The organism is Desulfosudis oleivorans Hxd3, from assembly GCF_000018405.1.
Taxonomy (GTDB): Bacteria; Desulfobacterota; Desulfobacteria; order Desulfobacterales; family Desulfosudaceae; genus Desulfosudis; species Desulfosudis oleivorans.
The window spans coordinates 2,302,382-2,325,152 of the sequence record NC_009943.1 but is presented as its reverse complement, the minus strand read 5'-3'; the positions used below and the strand labels follow the sequence as shown (position 1 = coordinate 2,325,152).

The following is a 22,771-nucleotide window of genomic DNA, read 5'->3' as shown; positions in this document are numbered from 1 at the left end:
TGCCTCACAAAATCGATTTTTCATGCAGCCGGGAAATCAGGCTTTCGGCCTTTTCCCGGGGTGTGCCGGTCAGGATTTCGCCGCCGCCTGTTTTTGCGGGAACAAAGAGCGGACCGAAGGCCACCCCGGTATCGGGAATGTCCGCTGGATCAACCCGGACCACTTCAATGGCCTGGGACCGGGCCCGCAGCCGGTTGGACAGAGAGGCGTAACGGGGCAGGTTGATGCCGGACTGGACCGTGACCAGGGCCGGCAGGGCCAGTTCCACGGTTTCGTGGAGCCCGCCTTCCAGCTCGCACACAACAGTGACCGCTTTTTTTTCCATGTCCAGCCGGGTCTTGATCACCGACGTGGCGCAGGGAAGACCGCGCAGGGCCGCCACCATGGGGCCTGTCATGCGCTGCATGGCATCTTCGGACATCACACCGGCCAGGATAAGGTCGTAGTCTCTGTCCGCCGTGGACCGGTCAATCAGGTGTGCCACCGTTGCCGCCGGCATCATTGACATGTCCGGTGTATGAACATGAATGGCGTTGTCGGCCCCCAGTGCCAGGGCTCGGCGCAGGGTGGTCTCCACCCGGTCCGGTCCCACGCTGACCGCGTCAATGGTCACATCCGGCAGTGTCTCCTTGAGCCGTACCGCTTCTTCAACGGCAAAGGTGTCGTAATAGTTGATATCGTATTCCGGTTCCAGGTCGGCAAGCCGGATGGTGCCGCCTTCCGCGGGCAGCTCCGGATCGGTCAGCTGGGCCGCCTGCTTGACGCATACGAGAATTCTCATGGGTACTTTCCTCTGCGGTAGATTTGTTTTGATAGTATATCAGCGGAAAACAGGTTACAAGAAAAAACGAACGTTCGTTCGTTTTTTCTTGACAGCCGCTTTGATTCCTCTAAGATGGCAGGAATGATGGCTTCGTAAAAAGCCCAATATCTGCGTTGCGCTGCACCCCTCGTCACTGCGGCGTACGACAAGTACGCCTCATTTCTCGGGATTTGCGACGCCTTGATCTTGAACTTTTTACTTTGCCATCCCAAATAAACTTTTTACGAGAGCATCAGGCATGAGTATCCTCTATTTTATAAGGCACGGTCAGGCATCCTTCGGCAAAAGCGACTACGACTCCCTTTCACCGGTGGGGGAGCTTCAATCCCGGCTGCTGGCCGATTACCTGCTGTCGTCCCACATGACTTTTGACGCGATCCTGGTGGGGCCCCAGCAGCGTCACCGACAAACGGCCCGGCCCCTTATCGACGCCTGTCAGGAAAAAGGCGGCACCGGTCCTGAAATTGTCGAAATCCCGGAAATGGCGGAATACGATTTTACCACGGTGTTAAGGGAGCTGATTCCGGTGATGACGGCGGAAAGCGAGGCATTCAACCGGGATGCCGGCCTGATGTTTACCGACCGAAAGGCGTTTCAGCGACTTTTTGAGGCGGTCATGCTGCGGTGGGTCGGGGGCGATCACCATCTGCCCGCAGAGTTGACCTGGACCGCCTTCAAGGCGCGTGTCATCCGGGGCGTTGAAACGCTCATGGCCCGTTACGGCCGTGGAAAAAACGTGGCTGTCTTTACCTCCGGCGGCCCCATATCGGCGACTATTCAAGAGGTACTGCGGCTTTCCGATGCCATGGCCATGCAGGTCAACTGGCAGGTGGTCAACGGATCAATGACCCGGTTCAAGTGTACCCATGAAAAAATCATGATGGCGTCCTTTAATGAATATCCCTGGCTGGAGATGCACGCCGACAGGGAGATCATCACTTACCGGTGAAGTATGGTCGTCGGAGGTGGCGGGTAGAAGAGAAATACCTTTTTAATAAATCGCTATCGCTATCGGTATCGGTATCGGGGTCGAGAGTTCCACCCCAACCTTTTGTCAAAGGAGCAGACACCAATCGATCCCGATAGCGATCCCGATACCGATTTTGATAAGAGGTAAAACAGATATTAACACCCCATAAAGTAAGGAGAAGATCATGGATTTTGCAATTTCCGATAAAATGCAGACGATTCTGGAGATGATCGACGAGTTCGTGGAAAAGGAACTGATTCCCATGGAGCCTGAGTTTCTGACCCGTTCCTTTGCCGACATGGTGCCCGCACTGAAGGAAAAGCGCAACATGGTAAAGAAGATGGAGCTGTGGGGTCCCCAGATTCCAAAAGAGCTGGGCGGCATGGGGCTCTCCCTGGTGGAGCATGGCCTGGTGTCCGAATCCCTGGGCCGCAGCCCCCTGGGCCATTACGTGTTCGGGTGCCAGGCACCGGATGCCGGCAACATCGAGATTCTCCATTTACACGGCACCGAAGAACAGAAGGAGATGTATCTCAAACCCCTGGCCGCGGGCGACATCCGCAGCGCCTTTTCCATGACCGAAGTGGACATGGCCGGTTCCAACCCTGTGATGCTGGAGACCACGGCGGTCAAGGACGGAGACGACTACGTGATCAACGGTCATAAATGGTACACCACGGCGGCGGAAGGCGCCAAATTCACCATTGTCATGGCCGTAACCAACCCGGACGCGCCTTCCTATCTTCAGGCCAGCATGATCATTGTGCCCACCGACACCCCGGGCTTCAACCTGGTGCGCAACCTGCCGGTGATGGGGGAAAAGGGCAGCGACTATGCCAGCCACGCCGAGATTCTGTTTCAGTCCTGCCGGGTGCCGCAAAAGAACCTGCTCGGGCCTGAAGGCCATGGCTTTGTGATTGCCCAGGAGCGGCTGGGCCCGGGACGGATTCATCACTGCATGCGGTGGCTGGGCATCTGCAAGCGGTGCTTTGACCTGATGTGCCGGCGGGCCAACCAGCGCATGATTCTGCCGGACGGCAGCACTCTGGCCACCCGCCAGATTATTCGCGAATGGGTGGCCGATTCCGCGGCCGAGATGCAGGCGGCCCGGCTGATGACCCTGCATGCGGCCTGGAAGATCGATAAATACGGCGCTCGCGAGGCCCGGTACGACATCTCCTTTATCAAGTTCATGGTGGCCAACACCATGCTGCGGGTGATTGATCGGGCATTACAGGTCCACGGCGGCCTGGGCATGACCGATGACACGATCCTGGCCTTTTACTACCGCCACGAGCGGGCCGCCCGGATTTACGACGGGGCCGACGAGGTGCACAAGATGTACGTTGCCAAGCGCATTCTCAGGGACTACGAAGGAAAGAAGTAGGGGAGAGGGTTCAAGGGGCCGAGGGATATCGATCCCGATACCGATCCCGATTTCGATAGCGATATAAGAGAGAAGGCGTTATCCAGTCAATGACATTTGAATTATTTTCAAACCAGGTCATGATCTCCATGGAGGATATCTGCCGGGATATCTTTCAGGCCCACCAGGACACCATCAAGGTGAAAAAGGAGGCCGTGGGGATCAAAAACCTGATCAATATTTATAATGCCACCCTGAAGCTGAGCAACACCAAGGGGTTTCACGCCATGACCCTGCGGGACCTGGCAAAAGAGACCGGCCTGAGCCTGGGCGCCCTGTACTCCTATTTTTCCAGTAAAGAACAGCTGCTGGGCATCATTCAGGAACAGGGCTACCAGCTCACCAGCCGGATTCTGACCGGCGCGCTGGAAGGGGTGACCACGCCTGAAAAGCGGCTTTCCACCGCCATTCGTACGCATCTCTATCTCAGCGAAACCATGCAGCCGTGGTTCTATTTTTTTTACATGGAGGCCAAGCACCTGGGCAAAGAAGACCAGAAAAAAGCCATTACCAGTGAACTCTATACCGAGCAGCTCTACACCGGTATTCTGGAGCAGGGGGTTAAAACCGGCGCGTTTCGCAGCCACAACACCCTGTTGACAGCCTCGGTGATCAAGGCCATGCTTCAGGACTGGTACCTGAAACGATGGAAATACTCCCGCCGCAAGGTGGGGGTGGATGTCTATGCCGATTTTGTGTGTGATATGGTGAATACCTATGTCCGGCCCTAACACTATCGAAATCGGGATCGGTATCGGTATCGGGATCGAAAAAAACAGACGATCACGAGTAAGATTCGGAATGCAGGAGCAGTGGAGCAGAGTAGCGCAAAAATCGCTGCCTTTACTCATTGAAAGGAGGGCGCCATGATCATCGATTGCCATTTTCATTTAGACGAACGGCTGATGCCCGTGGATACGATCCTGCGCAAGATGGACGACGCCGGGATTGACCGGGTGGCCCTGATGGCGCCCCTGGTGGATGCGTTTACCGAGCCCCCGCCATTTCTGATCTCCGCGTTGCAGTTTCTGCTGTTTCACCGGCCCCTGCGATGGGCCGGCAGGGCGGCGGTGTCCAATTTTACGAAAACTGGTGACATCAAGATCCTGGGGCGGCCCTGTCCGATTTATGCCGAACTGGACAATGCCTCGGTGTTTAAAACCGTGGATGCCCATCCCGACCGGTTTTACGGGTGGGTGTTTGTCAATCCGGCCGGCCAACAGGACCCGGTGGCTGAATACGATAAGTGGCGGGACCACCCCGGCTGCGTGGGGATAAAAGCCCACTCCTTCTGGCACCGCTACGCGCCCGCCGAATTGATACCCGTGGCAAAAAAAGGGGCGGCCGACGGCCGGCCCCTGTTAAACCATGCCGGGTTCGGGACCCACGGCGATTTTATGCCCCTGCTGCACGCGGTGCCGGACCTCAAGCTGGTGCTGGCCCATGCCGGGTTTCCGCTGTATGCCGATACCTGGGAGGCGATACATCACATACCCAACGTGCTGGTGGACCTTTCCCAGACCAGTTATGTGAGCGAGCGGATTCTGGCCAGGGCGGTGGCGGCCCTTGGCCCGGACCGTTGTATTTTCGGAACGGACGGGCCGTTCGGCTTTCATGACCGGGACCACACGTTTGACATGGGCCTGATCAAGGCCCGCATTGAAAAAATATTTCCCGACAGCGCTGTTCAAAAAAAGCTGCTGGGAGAAAATTTTATCCGAGTGGCAAAAGTGATAAATTCGTAAAGAGTCAAAACCGGGACGGCAAAGTAAAAAGTTCAAGTTCAAGGCGCCGCAAATCCCGAGGAACGAGGCGTACTCGTCGTACGCCGCAGTGACGAGTGAATGCAGCGCAACACAGAAATTGGGCTTTTTACGAAGCCGTCAAAAGTGAGTGTTTAATCAAACTTGATTATAAGGAGGCATAAGCCATGGTTAATTTTTCTTTGGAAGGCAAGGTGGCCCTGATTACCGGCGCCAGCAGGGGCATCGGCGAGGCTATTGCCCTGGCGGTGGCGGAGAGCGGGGCCCGGTGCATTCTGGTCAGCCGGAAGATCGAACCCCTTCAGGCCGTGGTGGAAAAAATCGCGCAAGCGGGCGGCAAGGCCGATGCCGTGGCCTGCAACGTGGGCGATATGGACCAGCTCAAAGCCCTTTTTGCCAAGATCCAGGCCGATTACGGCAGGCTGGACATACTGGTGAACAACGCGGCCACCAATCCCTACTTCGGGGACCTGCTGGGTGCCGAGGAGTGGGCCTGGGACAAGACCAACGCCGTCAACCTGAAGGGGCCGTTTTTCATGTCCCAGTACGCGGCCAAAATGATGAAGGCCGGTGGCGGCGGTTCGATTGTTAACGTGGCTTCGGTCAACGCCGTGAGTCCGGCCCCGTTCCAGGGTATTTATTCTATCACCAAGGCCGGGGTGGTGGCCATGACCAAGGCGTTTGCCAAGGAGTTGGCCGCGGATAAGATCCGCGTCAATGCCCTGCTGCCCGGCCTTACCGAGACCAAGTTCAGCGAAGCCATCATCGCCAACAAGGGTATTTACGATTACGCGGTGAGCCGGATTCCCATGAACCGTCACGCCACCCCTGAAGAGATGGTGGGCGCGGTGCTCTACCTGGCTTCCGATGCCTCTTCCTTTACCACGGGAAGCTGTATTACCTGTGACGGGGGCATGCTCTCGTGAACCAACGTATTTTTATCACCGGCGGGGCCTCCGGCCTGGGCCAGGCCCTGGCCCGGCAATATGCCGCCAGGGGCTGGCGGGTCTGTATCGGTGACGTCAACCAGGAGGCAGGCGAGGCGTTTGCGCAGACCCTGTCCGAGGACATCGCCCGGGCCGCCTTTGTCCCCTGCGATGTGACCCGGGAAAGTGACCTGCAAGCGGCAGCCGATTGGCTGGAGAAAAACTGGGGCGGCGTGGACATTGTCGTGAACAACGCCGGCGTGGCCGCCGCCGGCGGCATTGCCGAGGTCCCGCTTTCCGACTGGCAGTGGATTCTGGAGATCAACCTGCTGGGCGTGGTGCGGGGCTGCAAGGTATTTACCCCCCTGTTTCGCAAGCAGGGACACGGCCGGTTTGTCAACATCGCCTCCATGGCGGGCCTGTTGAATCCCCCGTCTTCGGTCTCTTACAACGTGAGCAAGGCCGGTGTGATTTCCCTTTCCGAGACCCTCAGTTTTGAGCTGGCCGACGACAATATTGCCGTCACCGTGGTGTGCCCGTCTTTTTTCAAGACCAACCTGGCCAGTTCACTGCGTTCCACCAGCGATCACCTGACCCGCCTGACCCAGGGGTTGATCAATAAATCAAAGTTTGACGCCGACCAGATTGCCGGGGCGATCTGCCGGGGCATTGACCGGGGTGATTTTCTGGTGATTCCCCAGGACAAGGCAAGGACCGCCTGGCGGGTAAAACGGTTCGCCCCTTTTAAACTGTTTTCAAAAATTGTTGCAAAAGAGAAGAAGCGCTTTCTTGCGCCCCGGCCGGCCGGGAACAAAACATCGTGAGATATTTCAAAAAAGACGGGTAACCGATGAACAGACCGTTTGTACTGATGGCCGGCAAAAAAGCCCTGGCCCGGATTCGGGACGAAGGGCTTCATCCCGATGCCGTGTCCGTGGTGGCCGGAGCTGCCGGCGGTCCCAAGTGGCTGGTGCTTTACGGCCTGGACCGGCTGCTCTTTGGCCGCTGGTTTTCCGGACGGTCAGCACCGTTGCACCTGATCGGGTCATCCATCGGTTCATGGCGTTTTACCGCGGCATCCACCGTTGATCCTGAAGCCGCCTTTGACCGGTTTGTCGAGGCGTATATCAACCAGCAGTACTCGGCCCGTCCCTCGCCGGAAGAGGTCACAACCGAAAGCCTGAGAATCCTGGACCGGTTTGTGGATGACGACCAGGTCGACCATATTCTTTCTCACCCGGTATTCCGGCTCAACTGCCTGTCGGTGAGATGCCGGGGCGCCCTGGCCGGAGAGCAAAAGCTGTTGCAGGCACCGGCCATGGGGCTGGCCGCCCTGTTTAACGCGGCCGGCCGCCGGACCCTGCGGCTTTTTTTTGAACGGACCCTGTTTTGCCATCCCAAAGGCGGTGACCGGTTTTCGGGCTTTAACGACTTTCCCACCCGGACCGTGGTTTTGCGCCGGGACAATCTTCGCCAGGCGGTGCTGGCTTCGGGCTCCATTCCCATGGTGATGTCCGGTGTTAAAAATATTGCCGGGTCTCCGGCCGGCACCTACCGGGACGGGGGCCTGATCGATTACCACATGAACATGCCGCTGGGCAATCATGATGGCCGGATTGTCCTGTTTCCCCACTACGTGAACCGGGTGATTCCCGGCTGGTTCGACAAACCCCTTGCCTGGCGCAGGCCGGTTGCCGCACACATGGAAAACACATTGATGGTGGCCCCGTCACCGGCTTTCATAAAATCCTTGCCCATGGGAAAAATCCCGGATAGAAAGGATTTTATGGCCTTTCGGGGCCGGGACACCGAACGCATGGCCTGCTGGCGCGTGACAGCGGACAGAAGTCGCGAGCTGGCCGATGCCTTTTTTGAATCAGTGGCGTCCGGCCGTATACGTAGCGATGTGACCGCCTTTTAAAATTGATGGCTTCGTAAAAAGCCCAATATCTGCGTTGCGCTGCACCCCTCGTCACTGCGGCGTACGACAAGTACGCCTCATTCCTCGGGATTTGCGACGCCTTGATCTTGAACTTTTTACTTTGCCATCCCAAATAGACTTTTTACGAGAGCATCAAAATTCAATGGGCCATCACGTTGAGTCCGATCCCGATCCCGATAGCGATCCCGATTTGGATAAGATGTATTTTTGTTTGCAGGTTTTTTCTGATAAAAATTATTTGAGTGTGTAAAGGAGTAACGCGTGTCTTCGTTTAAAACCGTGATGGATGTGTTCAAGCTGCTGGACAAGTCCAACTGCCGGGCCTGCAACGAGAAGACCTGCCTGGCCTTTGCCGCCGCTGTTTTCCAGGGCAAGCGCCCGCTTTCAGACTGCCCCCGGCTGGATGCGGAAACCCTTCGGCAGTACGACGGCTTTGTGGAAAAAAAACCGACCATCAGCGACGGCATGGACGACTTCGTGGCCCAACTCAAAAAACAGATCCGGCAGATCGACCTGGCCGAGGCGGCCAGGCGCGTCGGCGGTGTCTTTGCCAACGGGCGGCTGACCCTGAAGGTGATGGGCAAGGATTTTCATATCTATTCGGACGGAAAAATGGCGTCCGAGATTCATGTCAACCCATGGGTGGCCATCCCCCTGCTGATCTATGTGATGGAATCCGCCGGCCTGCCCGTGTCCGGGGAGTGGGTCCCCTTTCGTGAACTGAAAAACGGGGCCGAACGAAACGGCCTGTTTGTGCAGCGGTGTGAACAGCCCCTCAAAAAGGTGGCGGATACCTACACCAACCTGTTTGAAGACATGGTGCACCTGTTTAACGGCCAGCGGGTGGAAAACCTTTACGAGGCCGACATCTCCATCGTGCTTTACCCTCTGCCGCTGGTGCCCATTCTGATCTGTTACTGGAAGCCGGACGAGGGGCTCGAATCCAGCCTCAACATCTTTTTTGACAGGACCGTTGAAAAAAACCTGGGTGTCGACCCCCTGTACAGCATCATTGCCGGCATCGTACAGATGTTTGAAAAGATTTCCCTGCGCCACGGCGTGCCCGGCGCCTGATTGGTATGTTTCATAAAATTTTTAAGCAGGGTAGGGCACGGTTCTCTCGGCTTTGTAAAAAGTTCAAGTTCAAGGCGCGCAAATCCCGAGGAATGAGGCGTACTGGTCGTACGCCGCAGTGACGAGTGAATGCGGCGCAACACAGAAATTGGGCTTTTTACGAAGTCGTCAAGGTTTCATTTTACAGGTTCGGTCCGGTTTGCTATATTCCGATAAAATCCGGTAAAAAGGAGCAGTGAGCATGTCCATCAAAAAAGAACTTCTCGAAATTCTGGCCTGTCCCAAATGCAAGGGGGATATTCATACGGATGATGCCGAAAACTGGCTGATCTGTGACGCATGCCGACTGAAGTATGAGATTCGGGACGGCATTCCCATCATGCTGATTGAAGAAGCCGTTTCCGTGGACCAAACCTAATTCTTTTCATGAGCACTCCTGCCGCCCCCATACCGGCCCGCCTGGTCATCAGTGTTTTTTTAAATGAAAAACTTTTGATCGAAACGGTTGCCGAAAAACTGGCCCACGCCTTCGGCCCCATGGACCTGGTCAGCGCGTGGCTCGATTTTGATTATACCGACTATTACGCCGCCGAATTCGGCGCCCCCCTGTTCCGGCGGGTATTTTCCTTTTCCCGGCCCGTGGACCAGGACCGTCTGGCCGATATCAAGCACACCACCAACGCCATTGAGGCGCGGTTTGCGGCAAACGGGCGCCGCCGGGTCAACATTGATCCCGGCTATCTGACCATGGAGCGGTTTGTGCTGGCCACAGGCAAGAATTTTACCCACCGGGTTTACCTGGAACAGGGCATCTATGCGGATTTAACCCTTTTGTACCAGCACAACGATTTTACGCCCCTGCCGTGGACCTACCCGGATTACGCCGGCAGCGAGATGCGACATTTTCTTTTGATGGTCCGGGAACGCTATGTACGGGCGCTGGAATTTCCGGACGCGCGGGATTAAATTCCCACTCGCGCCGAAAAAGGCGTTTGCGCGAGGGAAGCCAGGGGCCAGAGGGAAATAATCTTTGAGAGCATCGCCGAAACTACAATTCGATTTCGATATGGATAAACAACTGATCGGGCGATGAACCGAAAAATAAAATCACAGGAGCACAAATGGTCAAAAGCATGACCGCGTATGCGGAAAAAACCGTGGAACACGATGGGTTGTCCGCGTCAGTGGAGATACGGACCTACAACAGCCGGTTTCTGGATCTGGTGCTTCGCCTGCCGGCCAACTGCCGGCAGTTTGAGGCCGCCATTAAACAATGGATTACCGAGAGCATCGACCGGGGCAGGGTGGAGTGCGCGCTTACGGTCAAAGAGAGCCGTGGTGAGGCGGTTCCCCGGTTTACCGTTGACACGGCCCGTGCCGCCGGCTATCACGCGGCCCTTGTCTCACTCCAGGAAGCACTGGGAATTCCCGGACCGGTGCCCCTGGAGATGGTGGCCCGGTTTGAAGGGGTGATCACCCCAACGGAGCCGGACAGGCCATGCGAAACCGAGCTGGCGGTGATTCAGGAAGCGGTGCTGTCGGCCCTCGCCGATATTAATGTCATGCGGGAAAAGGAGGGAGCCTTTCTTGAGGCAGACCTGACGCAACGCGTCGGGGCCATTGAAACCGCCGTGGGCACTGTTGAAAAGGCTTCGGACGGGCTGGTGGACGCCTGCGCCCGTCAGCTTGAAGAACGGATGGCCTCTCTCCTGAACGGCACGGTGGAGATCGATGAATCCCGGATTCTTCAGGAAGCGGCCCTGCACGCGGACCGGTGCGATATCTCTGAAGAGATCGTAAGGATAAAAAGCCACATCGCCCAGTTCCGGGCCGCCATGGCCGATGGCGAATCGTGCGGCAGAAAGCTCAATTTTTTGCTTCAGGAGTTCAACCGGGAAGTCAATACCATGGGGGCCAAAACGGTCAACTCCGGGGTATCCGCCACCGTGGTGGCCATGAAAACCGAACTGGAAAAACTGCGGGAGCAGGTGCAGAACGTGGCATAATCCGAATCTTTTCCTGTGTTCATTCATCTTTTATGCGGACACGAAAAAGGTTTCCAATCCCAAAAAAAGGACATTGATGGATTCAAACATGCTTGCTTCCGCCCCGTTTCGGTGTTAAAGAAAGATTTTTAAAACTGTCGTCTGCCCTGTTTATCCGGAAAGGCAATCAGGTTCATGCACCGAAAAAACCTATTAAATATAGGGTTTGGCAATCGTATTGTAGCCGAAGACATCATTGCCGTTGTTTCACCGGCATCGGCGCCGGTCAAACGGATGAAGGACGAGGCCAAAAAGGCCGGCCGGCTGGTGGACGCCACCCAGGGCCGGAAAACCCGGTCTGTGATCGTGATGGCCAGTAATCACGTTATTCTCTCCGCCATTCATACGGAGACCATTTCTCAACGGTTTGCCGCCATCAACGGCAACCGGCTCGGACCGGATGATGATCCGGACCTGATGCCCGAATAGTCCTGCCCCGATATGCGTAAGACACAACAAGCCACAAAAGCTTCCGTAAAATCCAAGCTCCTGAGCAGGGCGCCGGGACGGCTGTTTATTGTTTCCGCGCCCTCCGGCGCCGGTAAAACCACCCTGTGCGCGGCCCTGCTCAAGCGGATGCCCCGCATGGTCCGTTCGATTTCCTACACCACCCGCACACCCCGGAAAAACGAGCAGAACGGGGAGGACTACCATTTTATTTCCGACGCGGAGTTCCGAGAAGGGATTGAACAGGGCCGGTGGGCCGAGTGGGCCGAGGTCCATGGCAACTTTTACGGCACCTCCGCCGACTTTATCCGGTCCCGCCTGAGAATGGGCATTGACGTGGTCCTCAATATCGATGTCCAGGGCGCGGAGCAGCTCTTTGCCCGGTACCCGGACAGCGTCGGTATTTTTATTCTGCCGCCCTCCATCGAAGAGCTGCGCCGGCGCCTGGAAAAGCGCGGCGGCGACGCGCCGGACGCCATTGAACGCCGCATGGCCGCCGCCGAACAGGAGATGGCCCGCAAGGACCTGTACCACCATGTGGTGCTTAACGATGATCTTTCCAGGGCCACCGAGGAACTGGTGGCCATTGCTCAGCGCTATCGACAGGCACCAGGGAGGCCTGATTGAAACGGCCGGACCGTTCGGAGACCCTTTACGGCATTCACCCGGTAATGGCGGCCATCACCGCCGGCCGGCGAAAGGTGGACACGCTTTTCATCGCATCCGGCCGGGAAACTCGGCAGCCCCATCAACAGGCCCTTCAGGCCGCGGAGCAGCACAACATTCCGGTCAACGAAATTCCGGCCCGGGACCTGGAGCAGATGACCGGGGGAAAGGTCCACCAGGGAATCGCGGCCCGTGTTTCGGTCTATCCCTTTGTGCCGCTTGCGGACCTGCTGGCTGCCGTGCCGTCAACAGACACGCCTTTTATTCTTGTTGCCGACGGTCTCACCGACCCCCACAACCTGGGGGCATTGGCCCGTACCGCCCTGTGCGCCGGCGTTCACGGCCTGATCATTCCAAAGGACAATGCCGCTTCTCCCACACCCGCGGCGGTCAAGGCCTCGGCCGGAGCCCTGGAGTTCCTGCCCGTTGCGCGGGAAACCAACATCGCCCGGGTCCTGGATGCCCTGAAGGATGCCGGCCTCTGGATCGCGGGGCTGGACGGCAGGGGCGAACAGACCATCTACGACAGCGACCTGACCGGCCCCCTGGCCCTGGTGGTGGGTGACGAAGGCAGGGGCATTCGCCGCCTGGTGGGTCAGAAGTGCGATTTTATTCTTTCCATTCCCCAGACCGATATGGTTCATTCCCTCAACGCCTCGGTGGCAGGGGCCGTTGCCATGTACGAGGCATTCCGCCAGCGGCGGGCAAAGGCCGTCATCGGTCGTTAATCCGAATATTTCACCCTTCGGGCGAGTCACCTTGATCCCGCCATCGGCGGGACTGTGCTGCTCCGACATTCTCAAATACGGTAGGGGTGAACCCTGTGTTCGCCCGACTGATGGCCAATGCTTGCTCTGCGTGTTCCGATCCCGATCCCGATCCCGATCCCGATTTCGATAGCGATTGAATATGCAGAACCTGATGTCGGCCGGTCTCCCGGTTTTTGTTTGCCATTCATTCCTCTGTTTTGTAAGATACCCGGACACTTCATGCAGTTGTTGAACACAAAAATACCAATCGCAAGACAATGGAGAAAAACAGAATGGCAAATACGCAGAAGATCACCCGGAACCCCGACGGATCGTTGAATGTCCCGGATATGCCCGTTATTCCTTTTATCGAAGGGGACGGCACCGGACCGGATATATGGAAGGCGGCGAAGATGGTGCTGGACGCGGCAGTGGACGCGGCCTACGGCGGCAGCCGGAAAATCGCATGGCAGGAAGTTCTTGCCGGTGAAAAGGCCTATGAAAAGACCGGCCAGTGGCTGCCCGAAGAGACGCTGGACACCATCCGGGAGTACGTGGTGGCCATCAAGGGCCCCCTGACCACGCCGGTGGGCAAGGGAATCCGCAGCCTCAACGTCTCCATCCGCCAGCTGCTCGACCTTTACGCCTGCGTGCGGCCGGTGCGCTACATTGATCCCATTCCCAGCCCCATGAAACAGCCGGAAAAGGTCAACATGGTGGTGTTCCGGGAAAACACCGAGGATGTCTACGCCGGCATCGAGTGGGAGGCGGGCAGCGCCGAGGCGGAAAAGCTTATCGCGTTCATGAAAAACGAGCTGGGGGCTTCCGTGGCCGCCGGTTCGGGCATCGGCATCAAGCCCATGAGCGAAATCAACACCCGCCGGCTGGTGGCCCGGGCCATTGCCTATGCCATAGCCAAGGGGCTCTCCTCGGTGACCCTGATGCACAAGGGCAATATCATGAAGTTTACCGAAGGGGCCTTCTGCACCTGGGGATACAAGGCCGCCAGAGAGCTGTTTGCCGACCGGACCATCACCGAGGCCGAGGTCTACGAAAAGCACGACGGCAAACCGCCCGGGGGCAGGGTGATGATCAAGGACCGGATCGCGGACATGCTGTTTCAGCAGATCCTGCTGCGGCCGGACGAATACCAGGTGATTGCCTGCCCCAACCTCAACGGTGACTATATTTCCGACGCGCTGGCGGCCCAGGCCGGTGGGCTGGGCATGGCGCCGGGCGCCAACATCGGCGATGAATGCGCGGTGTTCGAGGCCACCCACGGCACGGCCCCCAAGTACGCGGGCCTGGACAAGGTCAATCCCGGTTCCCTGATTCTTTCCGGCGCCATGATGCTGGAACACATGGGGTGGGACGAGGCCGGCGCCATGATCTGGAAGGCCCTTCAGCAGGCCATTGCCGACGGCGAGGTGACCTATGACCTGGCCCGCCAGATTGAAGGGGCCCGGGAGGTCAAGTGCTCCGTGTTCGCGGAAAGGGTCTGCGAAAAGCTGCGGGCCCTGGGGCAACAGGCCTGACACCATGACAGCGCCGTTTCTTGCCGCGGCTTTTCGGTCGATTGTGGATGCCGTCTATCCGCCGGCCTGCTGCGCCTGCGGCGGCCCTGTCTGCCGGGAAACCAGCGGCGCCGTCCTTTCAGAAACGCCGCCGCCCGGTTTTATTGACGACACCGAAAATCCTTTTTCGCATGTGATGGGGCCGGTGCTGTGCGATGTCTGCGTCAAGGCCTTTACGCCGATCACGCCGCCCTTTTGCCCGGTCTGCGGCAACATGTTTGTCAGCCGGGATGCCGAGGACCACGTGTGCGGGGCCTGCGCGGATTTTCCCAGGCGGTTCGGCCGCGCCCGCGCCGTGGGCGCCTACGAGGCATCCCTGATGGCCGCGGTCCACAAGTTCAAATACGCCGGCCGCACCGGCCTGGCCGGTCCCCTGGGCATGCTGCTGTTCCTGTCTTTTTTGCGGTGGTATGATCCGGAGCAGGTGGACCTGGTGACGCCGGTGCCCCTGCACCGGGGGAAACTCAGAAAACGGGGGTTCAACCAGTCCTTTCTCATGATCCGGAAGTGGCACAGGCAGGCAACTGCCGTGGGAACGGTGTTCCCCGGGGAGAAGATCAAGCGGGACCTTCTGGTGCGGACCGTTAAAACCCGGTCCCAGACCGAGCTTTCCAGAAAGGAACGGATGTTGAATGTAAAGGGGGCCTTTGCCCTGACCGACCCATCGGCCGTGGCCGGCAAACGGGTGCTGGTGGTGGATGACGTATTTACCACCGGCGCCACGGTCAACGAATGCGCCCGGGTTTTGCTGGCCGGGGGCGCAAAACAGGTGGATGTCCTGACCCTGGCCCGGGTAAACAGTTAGCCCGACCATCATTGTTCAAAACGGCTTTAAACATGGCAGAGCCGAATTCGTTTGTTTATCCAAATCGCTATCGGGATCGAAATCGAAAAAACAGGAGCGACAGATGACTCCAAAAACCATACGGGCCGGGGTGGTGCAGTTTGACACCCGCCTCGGCGATATTGAGGTCAACCTGAAAAGCGCGCTTGACGGCATTGCCGGCCTGGCCGCGCAAGGGGCCGACCTTGCCGTGCTGCCGGAACTGTGGCCCTGCGGGTTTGACAACCGCCACCTGGCGGCCCATGCCGCCCAAACCCCCCGGATTCTGGAGATTGTTTCGGCTCAGGCCGCGGAACATAGCATGGTGATCGCCGGTTCCGTGCCGGAGGCCGGGCCTGACGGCATCTGCAACACCCTGGTGGTGATGGACAGGGACGGCCGGGAAGCCGGCCGGTACCGGAAAATCCATCTTTTTTCCGCTGGCGGTGAAGAGCGCTTTTTTGCAAAAGGCAAGGCCTGGGCCGTGTGCGATACCGCCGCGGGAAAACTGGGCCTGATGATCTGTTACGATCTTCGGTTTCCCGAACTGTGCCGGGTCCTGGCCTTAGACGGCGCCGCGTGCGTCATCGTACCGGCCCAGTGGCCAGAAGCCCGGATTGACCACTGGAACGCGTTGCTGAAAGCCAGGGCCATTGAAAACCAGTTGTTTGTGGTGGGGGCCAACCGGTGCGGCCATGATCCATCCCTGGCCTATGGCGGCGGCTCCCAGGTGGTCTCTCCGACAGGAGAGGTGCTGGCCCTTGCTCGGGCGGACGCGCCGCAGGTTATTCTGGCGAACCTGGACCGGGCCGTGATGGAAAATTTCAGAAAGCACATACCGTGTCTTCAGGAGCGGGCGCCGGAAAGCTATCAAACCGGGCCAAAGGGAAAATCATGAAACAGGTGGTTGTCAGAAACCGGCAGACTGTTTTTAAAGCCGGGGTGTTTAAGCTGGAAACCGAAGAGATCACCCTTGAAAACGGGGTGGACACCCACGTGCATATCCTTCGCCACCCCGGGGCCGCGGCCATTGTGCCCATGCTGGATGCCGGCACCGTGGTGCTGATTCGCCAGTACCGGCACGCCATGGGCGGGTTTGTGTGGGAGGTGCCGGCCGGCACCCTGGACGGTGCCGATGCCGATCCCCTGGCCTGCGCACAGCGGGAGCTGGTCGAGGAGACCGGCTACCGGGGCGGTCATTTCGAAAACCTGGGCGTTATCGCTCCGTCACCGGGGTATTCTGATGAACGGATTCACATCTTCCTGGCATCCGGCCTGACCCTTGAGCGGCAGAACCTGGACAAAGACGAGGTACTCCATGTTCATGCAAAACCGTTTGATGAGGCGATGAAGATGGCTGGAAACGGTGAGATTGTGGATGCCAAGACCATTGCGGCCCTGTTTTTCGCAAAACGCCGTCTTTCCGGACGGTAAGAAAAAAGCCGGTGTGCCGCAGGGCAGGGGACACCGTTTTACTCAAAATCCCCCAATGGCCGCGCAAAGGTGAACTTGCCCGGATAGATCACGAGGGTGTTCCATGCCTGGCAGAAATTGCCCCCCAGCGCGGAAAAAGGGGAGGAAACGATAAACATGCCCAGGCCGGCCACGGTCATTACCATGCCCACGGGCCGGGCCACCAGGGCGTCGACGACCATGCTGCCCGCATTGATCTGGAGGTCCTCGGTTTCCATCAATTCAGCACTACTGGCACCGAGGGGCACCATGATCATGGCCAGAACAACCACCAGTGTGATCCATTTCCTGCCGAGCATTATCATACCGCCTCCTTGTTTTTCTCCGGGTGACGCACAAAAGCCCCACCTCAAGCACTTTCTTTGCTTCCTCATCAATTCATGAAATATACAGGCTGCGACCGACTATATCAATTCTTCCATGCAGAGACAACAATTGACTGCACGGCACCGGGTTGATTCACGGTCGTCCATGCCGCTGTCCGGCCTGTTTTTTTACGGCCCCAAACATCAGCACCATCTGCCTGTGAACCACGCCATCCATCTTTCCGAACCCCGCTTCGATTAAGGCCTGCTGGAGCTTGTCCTCGTCAAAGAACTGAAAGGTCATCAGCAGGGAAAATATTTTCTGCACAGGGGACAGAAGCCGAACCTTTCTGCTGGTCAGGCAGGTAAAAACCGCGTCTTTAGAAACCGTTCGGCCAAGCTCCCGAATGGTGCGCGGCGCGTCCGGAAACAGGTGCAGCGCCCCGAAACAGTTTGCCCGGTCAATCGAGTTGTTCCTAAAGGGCAGGGCACCGGCGTCGGCCCGAATGTGAAGGATGTTTTTAATGCCCGCGGCGTTTGCGTAAGTAACGGCCTGTTCAAGCATGGGCAGGGAGATGTCTGCGGCAAAAACAAGGTCCGGCGCGTAAAAATCGTTCAGCATCCTTGCGTATTTGCCGGTGCCGCAGGCCAGGTCCAGCACGGTTTTAACCGGCCGCCCGGTTTGAACGCTTTTCAGCCATACCATCTCCTCTTCATAGGTAATGGGGGACCCCATCCGTGTAAAGGCCGGCCTGAAATACGTTTCATATACCGAAACAACTGCCCTGTTTTCCATGAGCCACTGGGCCAGGCCCTGCTGCCGATGCTCATGATAGTCCGGCAGAAAGTCGAGCACGCCGTTGACAACCGGATAACTGGCCCGGCACCCGGTGCACTGAAGGGCCGGGGCCGGGGCGCGGACAAAAGAGAGGGATGCCTCCGCATTGGCCGAGCAGGCAGGGCAGGACAAAAAATCCAGGGCCTTTTCAAGAAGGATGTTCAATGGTGCGGTCTTCCTGTTTATCGGTGTTTAAGACTGAAAAATATTATGGTAAACGGCTTTATCCGCGGCTTAACACCTTCACCCACCAGACGCTGTAAGCGGTCTGGTGCGGTGAATTGTTGGCCATTCTAAACAGGTTTTATCTTCAATCCGGCCTTCTTCGCCGCCGAAAGCTGTCGGTTGTCTGATGATACAAACAACTCAGCTTTCCAAGCTAAAGCACACGCTACGTGAATGGCATCCATTGCCCGAAGCGGTGAGGATTCAAGAAGTTCAGTCGACATTCTTATTACTTCTGGTGTCAGATTAATTATTACAGCATCCCGAACATCACCTGATAAGTGCTGTTTAATAGTAATGTAATCCTGGTGAGAAAGACATTTTTCCCGAAGTCGACGATTCAGAGCGGATATTATCTCAGGGACACAGATAACACTGAGGCATATCTCTGTCGCTTTATAACAAATGTCGTCAACAAGTTGACTTCCTTTTTCCTCAATATATCTTTTCGCAAATGCTGAAGAATCAAAGAACGTTTTCACGTTCACGCTCCTCTAAAATAGCTGACGACAATTCTGTTCCTTTTATGGAGAGTCTCAAACCGGGTTTTTTCCATGAAGGTAGTCCGTCAGGTTGAGAGGGGGGAGATATTTCAGCAACAGGTTTCCCATGGCGCAAAACGGTTATAGTTTCTCCGTCTTCAACTGCAGAAAAAAGCATAGACGCATGTTTACGAAATTCAGTGAATGTTACTGTTTTCATCTGTCACCCCTTTGATTTATGTACATTAGTGTGCATAATAATGTACATATTGTCAAGCGTTTTATGGCCTGGTTATGTTCCACCGGAAGCATTCTTTTCAGCAAAGACCCTTGAAACTTGATTTCACAAAACGATCCGCCGCGGGAAAATGCATCCCGAGCCGTAATTTAAGGACGATTACACCGTCTTGACCCGGCCTCATCGATTGACATACCATGTGTTTCTGAAAGCATAGTGATGACGCGGCATTGGTAAACCACAAAATGATTGGGGGTAAAGAGATGAGGCTGGACACTGTTCTGGAAAACGCGCTTGTTGTGGACGGCTCCGGTGAAAAACCCTACCCGGCCGATGTCGGCATTCAGGGAAGCGCCATCGCCGCCATCGGTGACCTGAGCGGCTGTGAGGCCGGCCGGCGCAAGGACGTGAGCGGCCGGGTGGTGTGCCCGGGATTTATTGACGTTCATTCCCACGCTGACCTGGCCTTTTTCAGAAGCGACCATGACGTCATGCTGACCCCCCTGGTGGAACAGGGCATCACCACCTTTGTCGGCGGCAATTGCGGCATGGCGTTGGCCCCGATAACAGAAGCAAACCGGGAGGGGATTAAAACCTACCTGGAAGTGTTCACGCAAATGGATTTTGAGCGGGATGTTCAGTGGGACACAATGGGGTCCTATATGGACCATATGGATAAGACGGGCGTGCTGTTAAATTCCGCCCAGCTCGCCCCCCATGGGGTCATGCGCATCTCCGCCCTGGGGTTGTCCGATAAACCGGCCGACGATAAAGCAATCGCCTTTATGCGGAAACTGCTGGAAGAAAGCCTGGAAGCCGGGGCCTTTGGCCTGTCAACCGGCCTGCAGTACGCGCCGGGACTGCATTCGGACACCCGGGAACTCTCCCTGGTCTCCAAACCGTTGTCCGCCTATGACGCTGTTTTTACCAGTCACCTGCGATCCTATACCAGCAACTGCCTGAACAAGGCCATTGATGAGGTTGCCCGGGTGGCCGGTGACAACAACATCCGGGGCCAGATATCCCACATTTTTTCGGTGCCCTGGACCGGCCCGGTGTTTCATCCCCTGGCGCTGAAGGTGATCAAGTGGCTGGCCCGGCGTGACAGGGCAGCCGTTCAATGGATACCCGACGCGCTGCTGGACGCCGAGATGAACCGTATTTTAAAAAAGGTGAAAACCGTCCGGCAGGCCGGTATCGGCATGGGCATGGACATGATGCCGACCACTACCGGGTTTACGCATCTGCTGGCCTTTTTCCCGCCCTGGGCGCTGAGCGGCGACCGGCAGGCGGTGCTGGAACGCCTGCGGAACAGGGACACCCGGCAGGAAATAAGAAAGGACATCGAGCAGGGCCGGCCCATCTGGCCCCACCGGGGAAAGAATACCTGGTCACTGAACCTTATCCGTCAGATGGGCTGGGACGCGCTGATTGTCATGGCCGTCAACAGCGAAAAGAACAAGCCGCTGGAAGGGCGGCGGTTTACGGAAATTGCCGCCGAGCAGGGCAAACATCCGTTTGATGTCATGTGTGACCTGCTGCTGGAAGAGGACGGGCAGGTCCTGGCCTTTGAAACCATGAGCGACCCGGATGACCTTTTCACGGAACGGTACACCTTCCCGGGTCTCAAGGACCCGGACACCATGATCTCCACCGACACCATTCTGCTGGGCATGGGCCGGCCGTCATACCTGTTTTACGGCTGTTACCCGAAATTCATCAACCGTTATGTCTACCAGTTGAACCTGCTCGACCTGCCCACCGCCGTTGCCAAATGCACGTCCATTCCGGCCGAACATTTCGGCATTCGGTACCGGGGCGTGGTGAAAGAAGGGAACTACGCCGACCTGCTGGTTATTGACGCGGAGAACTTCCGCACGCGGGCGAGTTTTGCCGATCCCCGGCATGCGGCCGAAGGGCTGGACATGGTCTTTATTAACGGCTGCCAGGTGGTTGAAAACGGTACCCGGATACGCCAGACGCTTTCCGGAATGATGTTAAGGAAAAACAGCCAGCCGGCGCCGACCGCATAGTGTCGGGGATTTAAAAGTCATGGGTTTAAGAGGTGTTGCCGCACTGGGGTGCGGCGCTCCCGGAGAGAAGGACTTGCCGCATGGATGGAGTTCGATCCCGATTCCGATAGCGATTTCGATTTCGATTTGGATGGGGGAGAGAGCACGGTTACCTGTATGACAGCAACCGCCTGGCCGGGGTGCTGATCCCCAACCTGGGCTTTGTCACCATCAGCGACTACACATGGAACCGGCCGGCTGCCATTACCCTGCCAGGCGGGGCCACCCGTGAGTTTGAATACGATCCCCTGATGCGGGTAAAAGAGATCACCTCTCTTGACCCGGGCGGCAATGCCCTGTTAAATTACACCTACGCCCATGACGCCATGGACAACATCACGGCCAAGCAGACCGAGCACGGGGATTATGGGTATGGATATGACGATCTGCACCGGCTGGCTACGGTTGACAACCCGGCCGCGGGCCTGGCCGACGAGGCCTTTACCTATGACAGCGTGGGCAACCGCCTGACCTCGGCCCAGGCGGCAGGAGACTGGACATACAATGACAACAACGAATTGTTGTCATCCGTTGGAGTGACCGGGGGATCCACATACGAGTACGACGCCAACGGCAATACCATTAAAAAGACAGTGGGCGGCGTTGTCACCAGTTATGTATACAACACGGAAGACCGGCTGACCCAGGTCTGGAGCGGCCTGCCCGGTTCCGGTTCTTTGACAGCCACGTACTATTATGACCCGTTTGGCCGCAGGCTGTGGAAGGGGGTCGGGGGAACACGGACGTACTTCCATTACAGTGATGAGGGCCTCGTCGCGGAAATCAATGCCTCCGGAACCGTGGTCAAGTCCTACGGCTGGCAGCCCGGCGGCACCTGGGGCACCGATCCGCTGTTCATGAAGGTTAGTGGGAATTATTACTTCTACCACAATGACCACCTCGGTACCCCTCAGAAGCTGACGGCCAGTAACGGGGCGGTGGTTTGGAGTGCTAAGTACGAGAGCTTTGGGGATGCGACTGTTGAGATCGAGACGGTTGAGAATAACCTCAGGTTCCCGGGCCAATACTTTGATGGGGAGAGTGGGCTGCATTATAACCTGCATCGTTATTATGCTCCTGAGCTAGGACGGTTCTTGAAAGATGATCCAATCGGACTTCGGGGTGGGATTAATCAATATATTTATGCAGATAACAATGTGAGTAATAATACTGATCCTTACGGATTGTTTTCAAAAAAGACTAAATGCCAGATAGCTTGTAATGTGGCATTAGGCTATACTTGTACTGTTTTAGGTATTGGATCAGGCATAGTCTCCGGGCCATTAGTTGGAATTGGTGTTGGGGTTGTATGCAGGGTAGTTTCATTTGGTATATGCTATGCAACTTGTTCAGGGGCACCAGATGATTGCTCAGACTTTCCACCGGGAGACTATTCTTTTTCTTATGCCTAATATACTAAATTATTTTTAAAAGGGATGAAGATGTATAGGGGAATAACATATGAATTGCCATAGATGTAATAAGAAAATATCACTAAGCAAGATTCGCAAAGAATTTTTATGCCCACATTGTCAAGTCGAAATCTCAACAAAATATTATTATACTGCGTTAATAATTGCTTTTGTGTTTTGGTTGCTTATCTACAGTCCATTGATAATGTTTTTTATTGATGGAGTAGCTATGGCCTTACTGATAGATATATTTGGGGGAGCGCTTCTTTCGCTTATTCTCATAAATACTTTACTGTTGTTGGGTAATAAGAGGAAGAATTTCCGAAACCACGATACTGAATAGCCAAGATTAGCAAGGTTTTGTGAGTGGGGGACGGTTTTTTTGAAGCCCCTTTTGGGAGAACTCAGGGCGGCACCCTGCCGGGAGCGTAGCGCATGGATAAGAACAGACTCATATACTATCTTCTCAAGGGGCTGGCCTTTATCTGTGTCGGCGGG

The 22,771-nt window shown here is 56.6% G+C and carries 25 protein-coding genes; 20 read left to right on the top strand and 5 right to left on the bottom strand.

The genetic code is table 11. The annotated features are described in order from the left end of the window. Nucleotides 1-4 precede the first annotated feature (4 nt). Nucleotides 5-781, bottom strand: a complete 777-nt coding sequence (locus DOLE_RS09860) for an electron transfer flavoprotein subunit beta/FixA family protein (protein ID WP_012175339.1) — start codon at nucleotides 779-781, stop codon at nucleotides 5-7. Between the two features lie 280 nt (nucleotides 782-1,061). Between DOLE_RS09860 and DOLE_RS09855 the strand changes: the two genes are divergently transcribed. From DOLE_RS09855 to DOLE_RS09775, 18 genes are all read left to right on the top strand, one after another. Next, a complete protein-coding gene (locus DOLE_RS09855; RefSeq protein ID WP_012175338.1) occupies nucleotides 1,062-1,772 on the top strand; it encodes a histidine phosphatase family protein in 711 nt (236 codons plus the stop codon). A gap of 205 nt (nucleotides 1,773-1,977) precedes the next feature. Next, the gene (locus tag DOLE_RS09850) at nucleotides 1,978-3,180 is read left to right on the top strand and encodes an acyl-CoA dehydrogenase family protein (protein ID WP_012175337.1); all 1,203 of its coding nucleotides are present in this window, start codon (nucleotides 1,978-1,980) and stop codon (nucleotides 3,178-3,180) included. An 89-nt stretch (nucleotides 3,181-3,269) separates the two neighbouring features. Beyond that, nucleotides 3,270-3,950 (top strand): TetR/AcrR family transcriptional regulator, encoded by a 681-nt coding sequence (locus DOLE_RS09845; RefSeq protein WP_041280488.1) that lies wholly within the window; start codon nucleotides 3,270-3,272, stop codon nucleotides 3,948-3,950. A 135-nt stretch (nucleotides 3,951-4,085) separates the two neighbouring features. Next, nucleotides 4,086-4,964 carry an amidohydrolase family protein gene (locus DOLE_RS09840; protein ID WP_012175335.1) on the top strand — a complete coding sequence of 293 codons (879 nt, stop codon included), beginning with the start codon at nucleotides 4,086-4,088 and terminating at the stop codon, nucleotides 4,962-4,964. Between the two features lie 185 nt (nucleotides 4,965-5,149). Then, complete coding sequence (locus DOLE_RS09835; RefSeq protein WP_012175334.1) at nucleotides 5,150-5,908, top strand: SDR family oxidoreductase; 759 nt, start codon at nucleotides 5,150-5,152, stop codon at nucleotides 5,906-5,908. Further along, nucleotides 5,905-6,732, top strand: a complete 828-nt coding sequence (locus DOLE_RS09830) for an SDR family oxidoreductase (protein ID WP_012175333.1) — start codon at nucleotides 5,905-5,907, stop codon at nucleotides 6,730-6,732. Before DOLE_RS09835 ends, DOLE_RS09830 begins: the two co-directional genes overlap by 4 nt. 26 nt (nucleotides 6,733-6,758) lie before the next feature. Then, nucleotides 6,759-7,829, top strand: coding sequence for a hypothetical protein (locus DOLE_RS09825; RefSeq protein WP_012175332.1), 1,071 nt, complete (start codon nucleotides 6,759-6,761; stop codon nucleotides 7,827-7,829). Nucleotides 7,830-8,111: 282 nt separating this feature from the next. Further along, nucleotides 8,112-8,924, top strand: a complete 813-nt coding sequence (locus tag DOLE_RS09820; protein ID WP_012175331.1) for a DUF3786 domain-containing protein — start codon at nucleotides 8,112-8,114, stop codon at nucleotides 8,922-8,924. A gap of 241 nt (nucleotides 8,925-9,165) precedes the next feature. Continuing rightward, the gene (locus tag DOLE_RS17970; RefSeq protein WP_012175330.1) at nucleotides 9,166-9,342 is read left to right on the top strand and encodes a Trm112 family protein; all 177 of its coding nucleotides are present in this window, start codon (nucleotides 9,166-9,168) and stop codon (nucleotides 9,340-9,342) included. Between the two features lie 8 nt (nucleotides 9,343-9,350). Next, a complete protein-coding gene (locus tag DOLE_RS09815) occupies nucleotides 9,351-9,890 on the top strand; it encodes a DUF4416 family protein (protein WP_012175329.1) in 540 nt (179 codons plus the stop codon). 155 nt (nucleotides 9,891-10,045) lie between these two features. After that, a complete protein-coding gene (locus DOLE_RS09810; RefSeq protein WP_012175328.1) occupies nucleotides 10,046-10,930 on the top strand; it encodes a YicC/YloC family endoribonuclease in 885 nt (294 codons plus the stop codon). 174 nt (nucleotides 10,931-11,104) lie between these two features. Further along, nucleotides 11,105-11,398: a DUF370 domain-containing protein gene (locus DOLE_RS09805; protein WP_012175327.1), complete on the top strand. Its 294-nt coding sequence runs from the start codon at nucleotides 11,105-11,107 to the stop codon at nucleotides 11,396-11,398. Nucleotides 11,399-11,410: 12 nt separating this feature from the next. Beyond that, nucleotides 11,411-12,043, top strand: coding sequence for a guanylate kinase (gene gmk / locus DOLE_RS09800; RefSeq protein WP_012175326.1), 633 nt, complete (start codon nucleotides 11,411-11,413; stop codon nucleotides 12,041-12,043). Beyond that, nucleotides 12,040-12,810: a 23S rRNA (guanosine(2251)-2'-O)-methyltransferase RlmB gene (rlmB, locus tag DOLE_RS09795; RefSeq protein ID WP_012175325.1), complete on the top strand. Its 771-nt coding sequence runs from the start codon at nucleotides 12,040-12,042 to the stop codon at nucleotides 12,808-12,810. The genes gmk and rlmB overlap by 4 nt, the downstream gene beginning before the upstream one ends. 314 nt (nucleotides 12,811-13,124) lie before the next feature. Beyond that, nucleotides 13,125-14,366 (top strand): isocitrate dehydrogenase (NADP(+)), encoded by a 1,242-nt coding sequence (gene icd, locus DOLE_RS09790; protein WP_012175324.1) that lies wholly within the window; start codon nucleotides 13,125-13,127, stop codon nucleotides 14,364-14,366. 4 nt (nucleotides 14,367-14,370) lie between these two features. Further along, entirely contained in the window at nucleotides 14,371-15,210 is an 840-nt protein-coding gene (locus DOLE_RS09785; RefSeq protein ID WP_012175323.1) for a ComF family protein, read from the top strand. Between the two features lie 103 nt (nucleotides 15,211-15,313). Beyond that, nucleotides 15,314-16,126 (top strand): carbon-nitrogen family hydrolase, encoded by an 813-nt coding sequence (locus DOLE_RS09780; RefSeq protein ID WP_012175322.1) that lies wholly within the window; start codon nucleotides 15,314-15,316, stop codon nucleotides 16,124-16,126. Then, entirely contained in the window at nucleotides 16,123-16,662 is a 540-nt protein-coding gene (locus tag DOLE_RS09775) for an NUDIX domain-containing protein (RefSeq protein ID WP_012175321.1), read from the top strand. Before DOLE_RS09780 ends, DOLE_RS09775 begins: the two co-directional genes overlap by 4 nt. A gap of 38 nt (nucleotides 16,663-16,700) precedes the next feature. On the opposite strand, the gene DOLE_RS18515 is transcribed toward DOLE_RS09775, so the two are convergent. The 4 genes from DOLE_RS18515 to DOLE_RS17960 form a co-directional block, all read right to left on the bottom strand. Continuing rightward, nucleotides 16,701-17,006: a hypothetical protein gene (locus tag DOLE_RS18515; protein WP_012175320.1), complete on the bottom strand. Its 306-nt coding sequence runs from the start codon at nucleotides 17,004-17,006 to the stop codon at nucleotides 16,701-16,703. Nucleotides 17,007-17,160: 154 nt separating this feature from the next. Beyond that, entirely contained in the window at nucleotides 17,161-18,009 is an 849-nt protein-coding gene (locus DOLE_RS17400) for a methyltransferase domain-containing protein (RefSeq protein WP_012175319.1), read from the bottom strand. A gap of 128 nt (nucleotides 18,010-18,137) precedes the next feature. Further along, complete coding sequence (locus DOLE_RS17965) at nucleotides 18,138-18,551, bottom strand: type II toxin-antitoxin system VapC family toxin (RefSeq protein WP_012175318.1); 414 nt, start codon at nucleotides 18,549-18,551, stop codon at nucleotides 18,138-18,140. Then, a complete protein-coding gene (locus DOLE_RS17960) occupies nucleotides 18,535-18,771 on the bottom strand; it encodes a type II toxin-antitoxin system Phd/YefM family antitoxin (RefSeq protein WP_012175317.1) in 237 nt (78 codons plus the stop codon). Before DOLE_RS17960 ends, DOLE_RS17965 begins: the two co-directional genes overlap by 17 nt. A 281-nt stretch (nucleotides 18,772-19,052) precedes the next feature. Here DOLE_RS17960 and DOLE_RS09760 point away from each other — a divergent pair, with 281 nt between their 5' ends. Both DOLE_RS09760 and DOLE_RS17395 read left to right on the top strand, forming a co-directional pair. Then, nucleotides 19,053-20,822, top strand: a complete 1,770-nt coding sequence (locus tag DOLE_RS09760) for an N-acyl-D-amino-acid deacylase family protein (protein ID WP_012175316.1) — start codon at nucleotides 19,053-19,055, stop codon at nucleotides 20,820-20,822. Between the two features lie 179 nt (nucleotides 20,823-21,001). Next, complete coding sequence (locus DOLE_RS17395; RefSeq protein WP_012175315.1) at nucleotides 21,002-22,273, top strand: RHS repeat domain-containing protein; 1,272 nt, start codon at nucleotides 21,002-21,004, stop codon at nucleotides 22,271-22,273. The last annotated feature ends 498 nt before the right edge of the window (nucleotides 22,274-22,771 follow it).

Coding starts and splice junctions, on each gene's coding strand:
- DOLE_RS09780 (WP_012175322.1), top strand. CDS start 15,314: ATGACTCCAAAAACCATACGGGCCGGGGTGGTGCAGTTTGACACCCGC.
- DOLE_RS09840 (WP_012175335.1), top strand. CDS start 4,086: ATGATCATCGATTGCCATTTTCATTTAGACGAACGGCTGATGCCCGTG.
- DOLE_RS17970 (WP_012175330.1), top strand. CDS start 9,166: ATGTCCATCAAAAAAGAACTTCTCGAAATTCTGGCCTGTCCCAAATGC.
- DOLE_RS17960 (WP_012175317.1), bottom strand. CDS start 18,771: ATGAAAACAGTAACATTCACTGAATTTCGTAAACATGCGTCTATGCTT.
- DOLE_RS09805 (WP_012175327.1), top strand. CDS start 11,105: ATGCACCGAAAAAACCTATTAAATATAGGGTTTGGCAATCGTATTGTA.
- DOLE_RS09810 (WP_012175328.1), top strand. CDS start 10,046: ATGGTCAAAAGCATGACCGCGTATGCGGAAAAAACCGTGGAACACGAT.
- DOLE_RS09785 (WP_012175323.1), top strand. CDS start 14,371: ATGACAGCGCCGTTTCTTGCCGCGGCTTTTCGGTCGATTGTGGATGCC.
- DOLE_RS09775 (WP_012175321.1), top strand. CDS start 16,123: ATGAAACAGGTGGTTGTCAGAAACCGGCAGACTGTTTTTAAAGCCGGG.
- icd (WP_012175324.1), top strand. CDS start 13,125: ATGGCAAATACGCAGAAGATCACCCGGAACCCCGACGGATCGTTGAAT.
- DOLE_RS09855 (WP_012175338.1), top strand. CDS start 1,062: ATGAGTATCCTCTATTTTATAAGGCACGGTCAGGCATCCTTCGGCAAA.
- DOLE_RS09860 (WP_012175339.1), bottom strand. CDS start 781: ATGAGAATTCTCGTATGCGTCAAGCAGGCGGCCCAGCTGACCGATCCG.
- DOLE_RS18515 (WP_012175320.1), bottom strand. CDS start 17,006: ATGATAATGCTCGGCAGGAAATGGATCACACTGGTGGTTGTTCTGGCC.
- DOLE_RS09845 (WP_041280488.1), top strand. CDS start 3,270: ATGACATTTGAATTATTTTCAAACCAGGTCATGATCTCCATGGAGGAT.
- DOLE_RS09825 (WP_012175332.1), top strand. CDS start 6,759: ATGAACAGACCGTTTGTACTGATGGCCGGCAAAAAAGCCCTGGCCCGG.
- DOLE_RS09760 (WP_012175316.1), top strand. CDS start 19,053: ATGAGGCTGGACACTGTTCTGGAAAACGCGCTTGTTGTGGACGGCTCC.
- DOLE_RS09835 (WP_012175334.1), top strand. CDS start 5,150: ATGGTTAATTTTTCTTTGGAAGGCAAGGTGGCCCTGATTACCGGCGCC.
- DOLE_RS09815 (WP_012175329.1), top strand. CDS start 9,351: ATGAGCACTCCTGCCGCCCCCATACCGGCCCGCCTGGTCATCAGTGTT.
- gmk (WP_012175326.1), top strand. CDS start 11,411: ATGCGTAAGACACAACAAGCCACAAAAGCTTCCGTAAAATCCAAGCTC.
- DOLE_RS09850 (WP_012175337.1), top strand. CDS start 1,978: ATGGATTTTGCAATTTCCGATAAAATGCAGACGATTCTGGAGATGATC.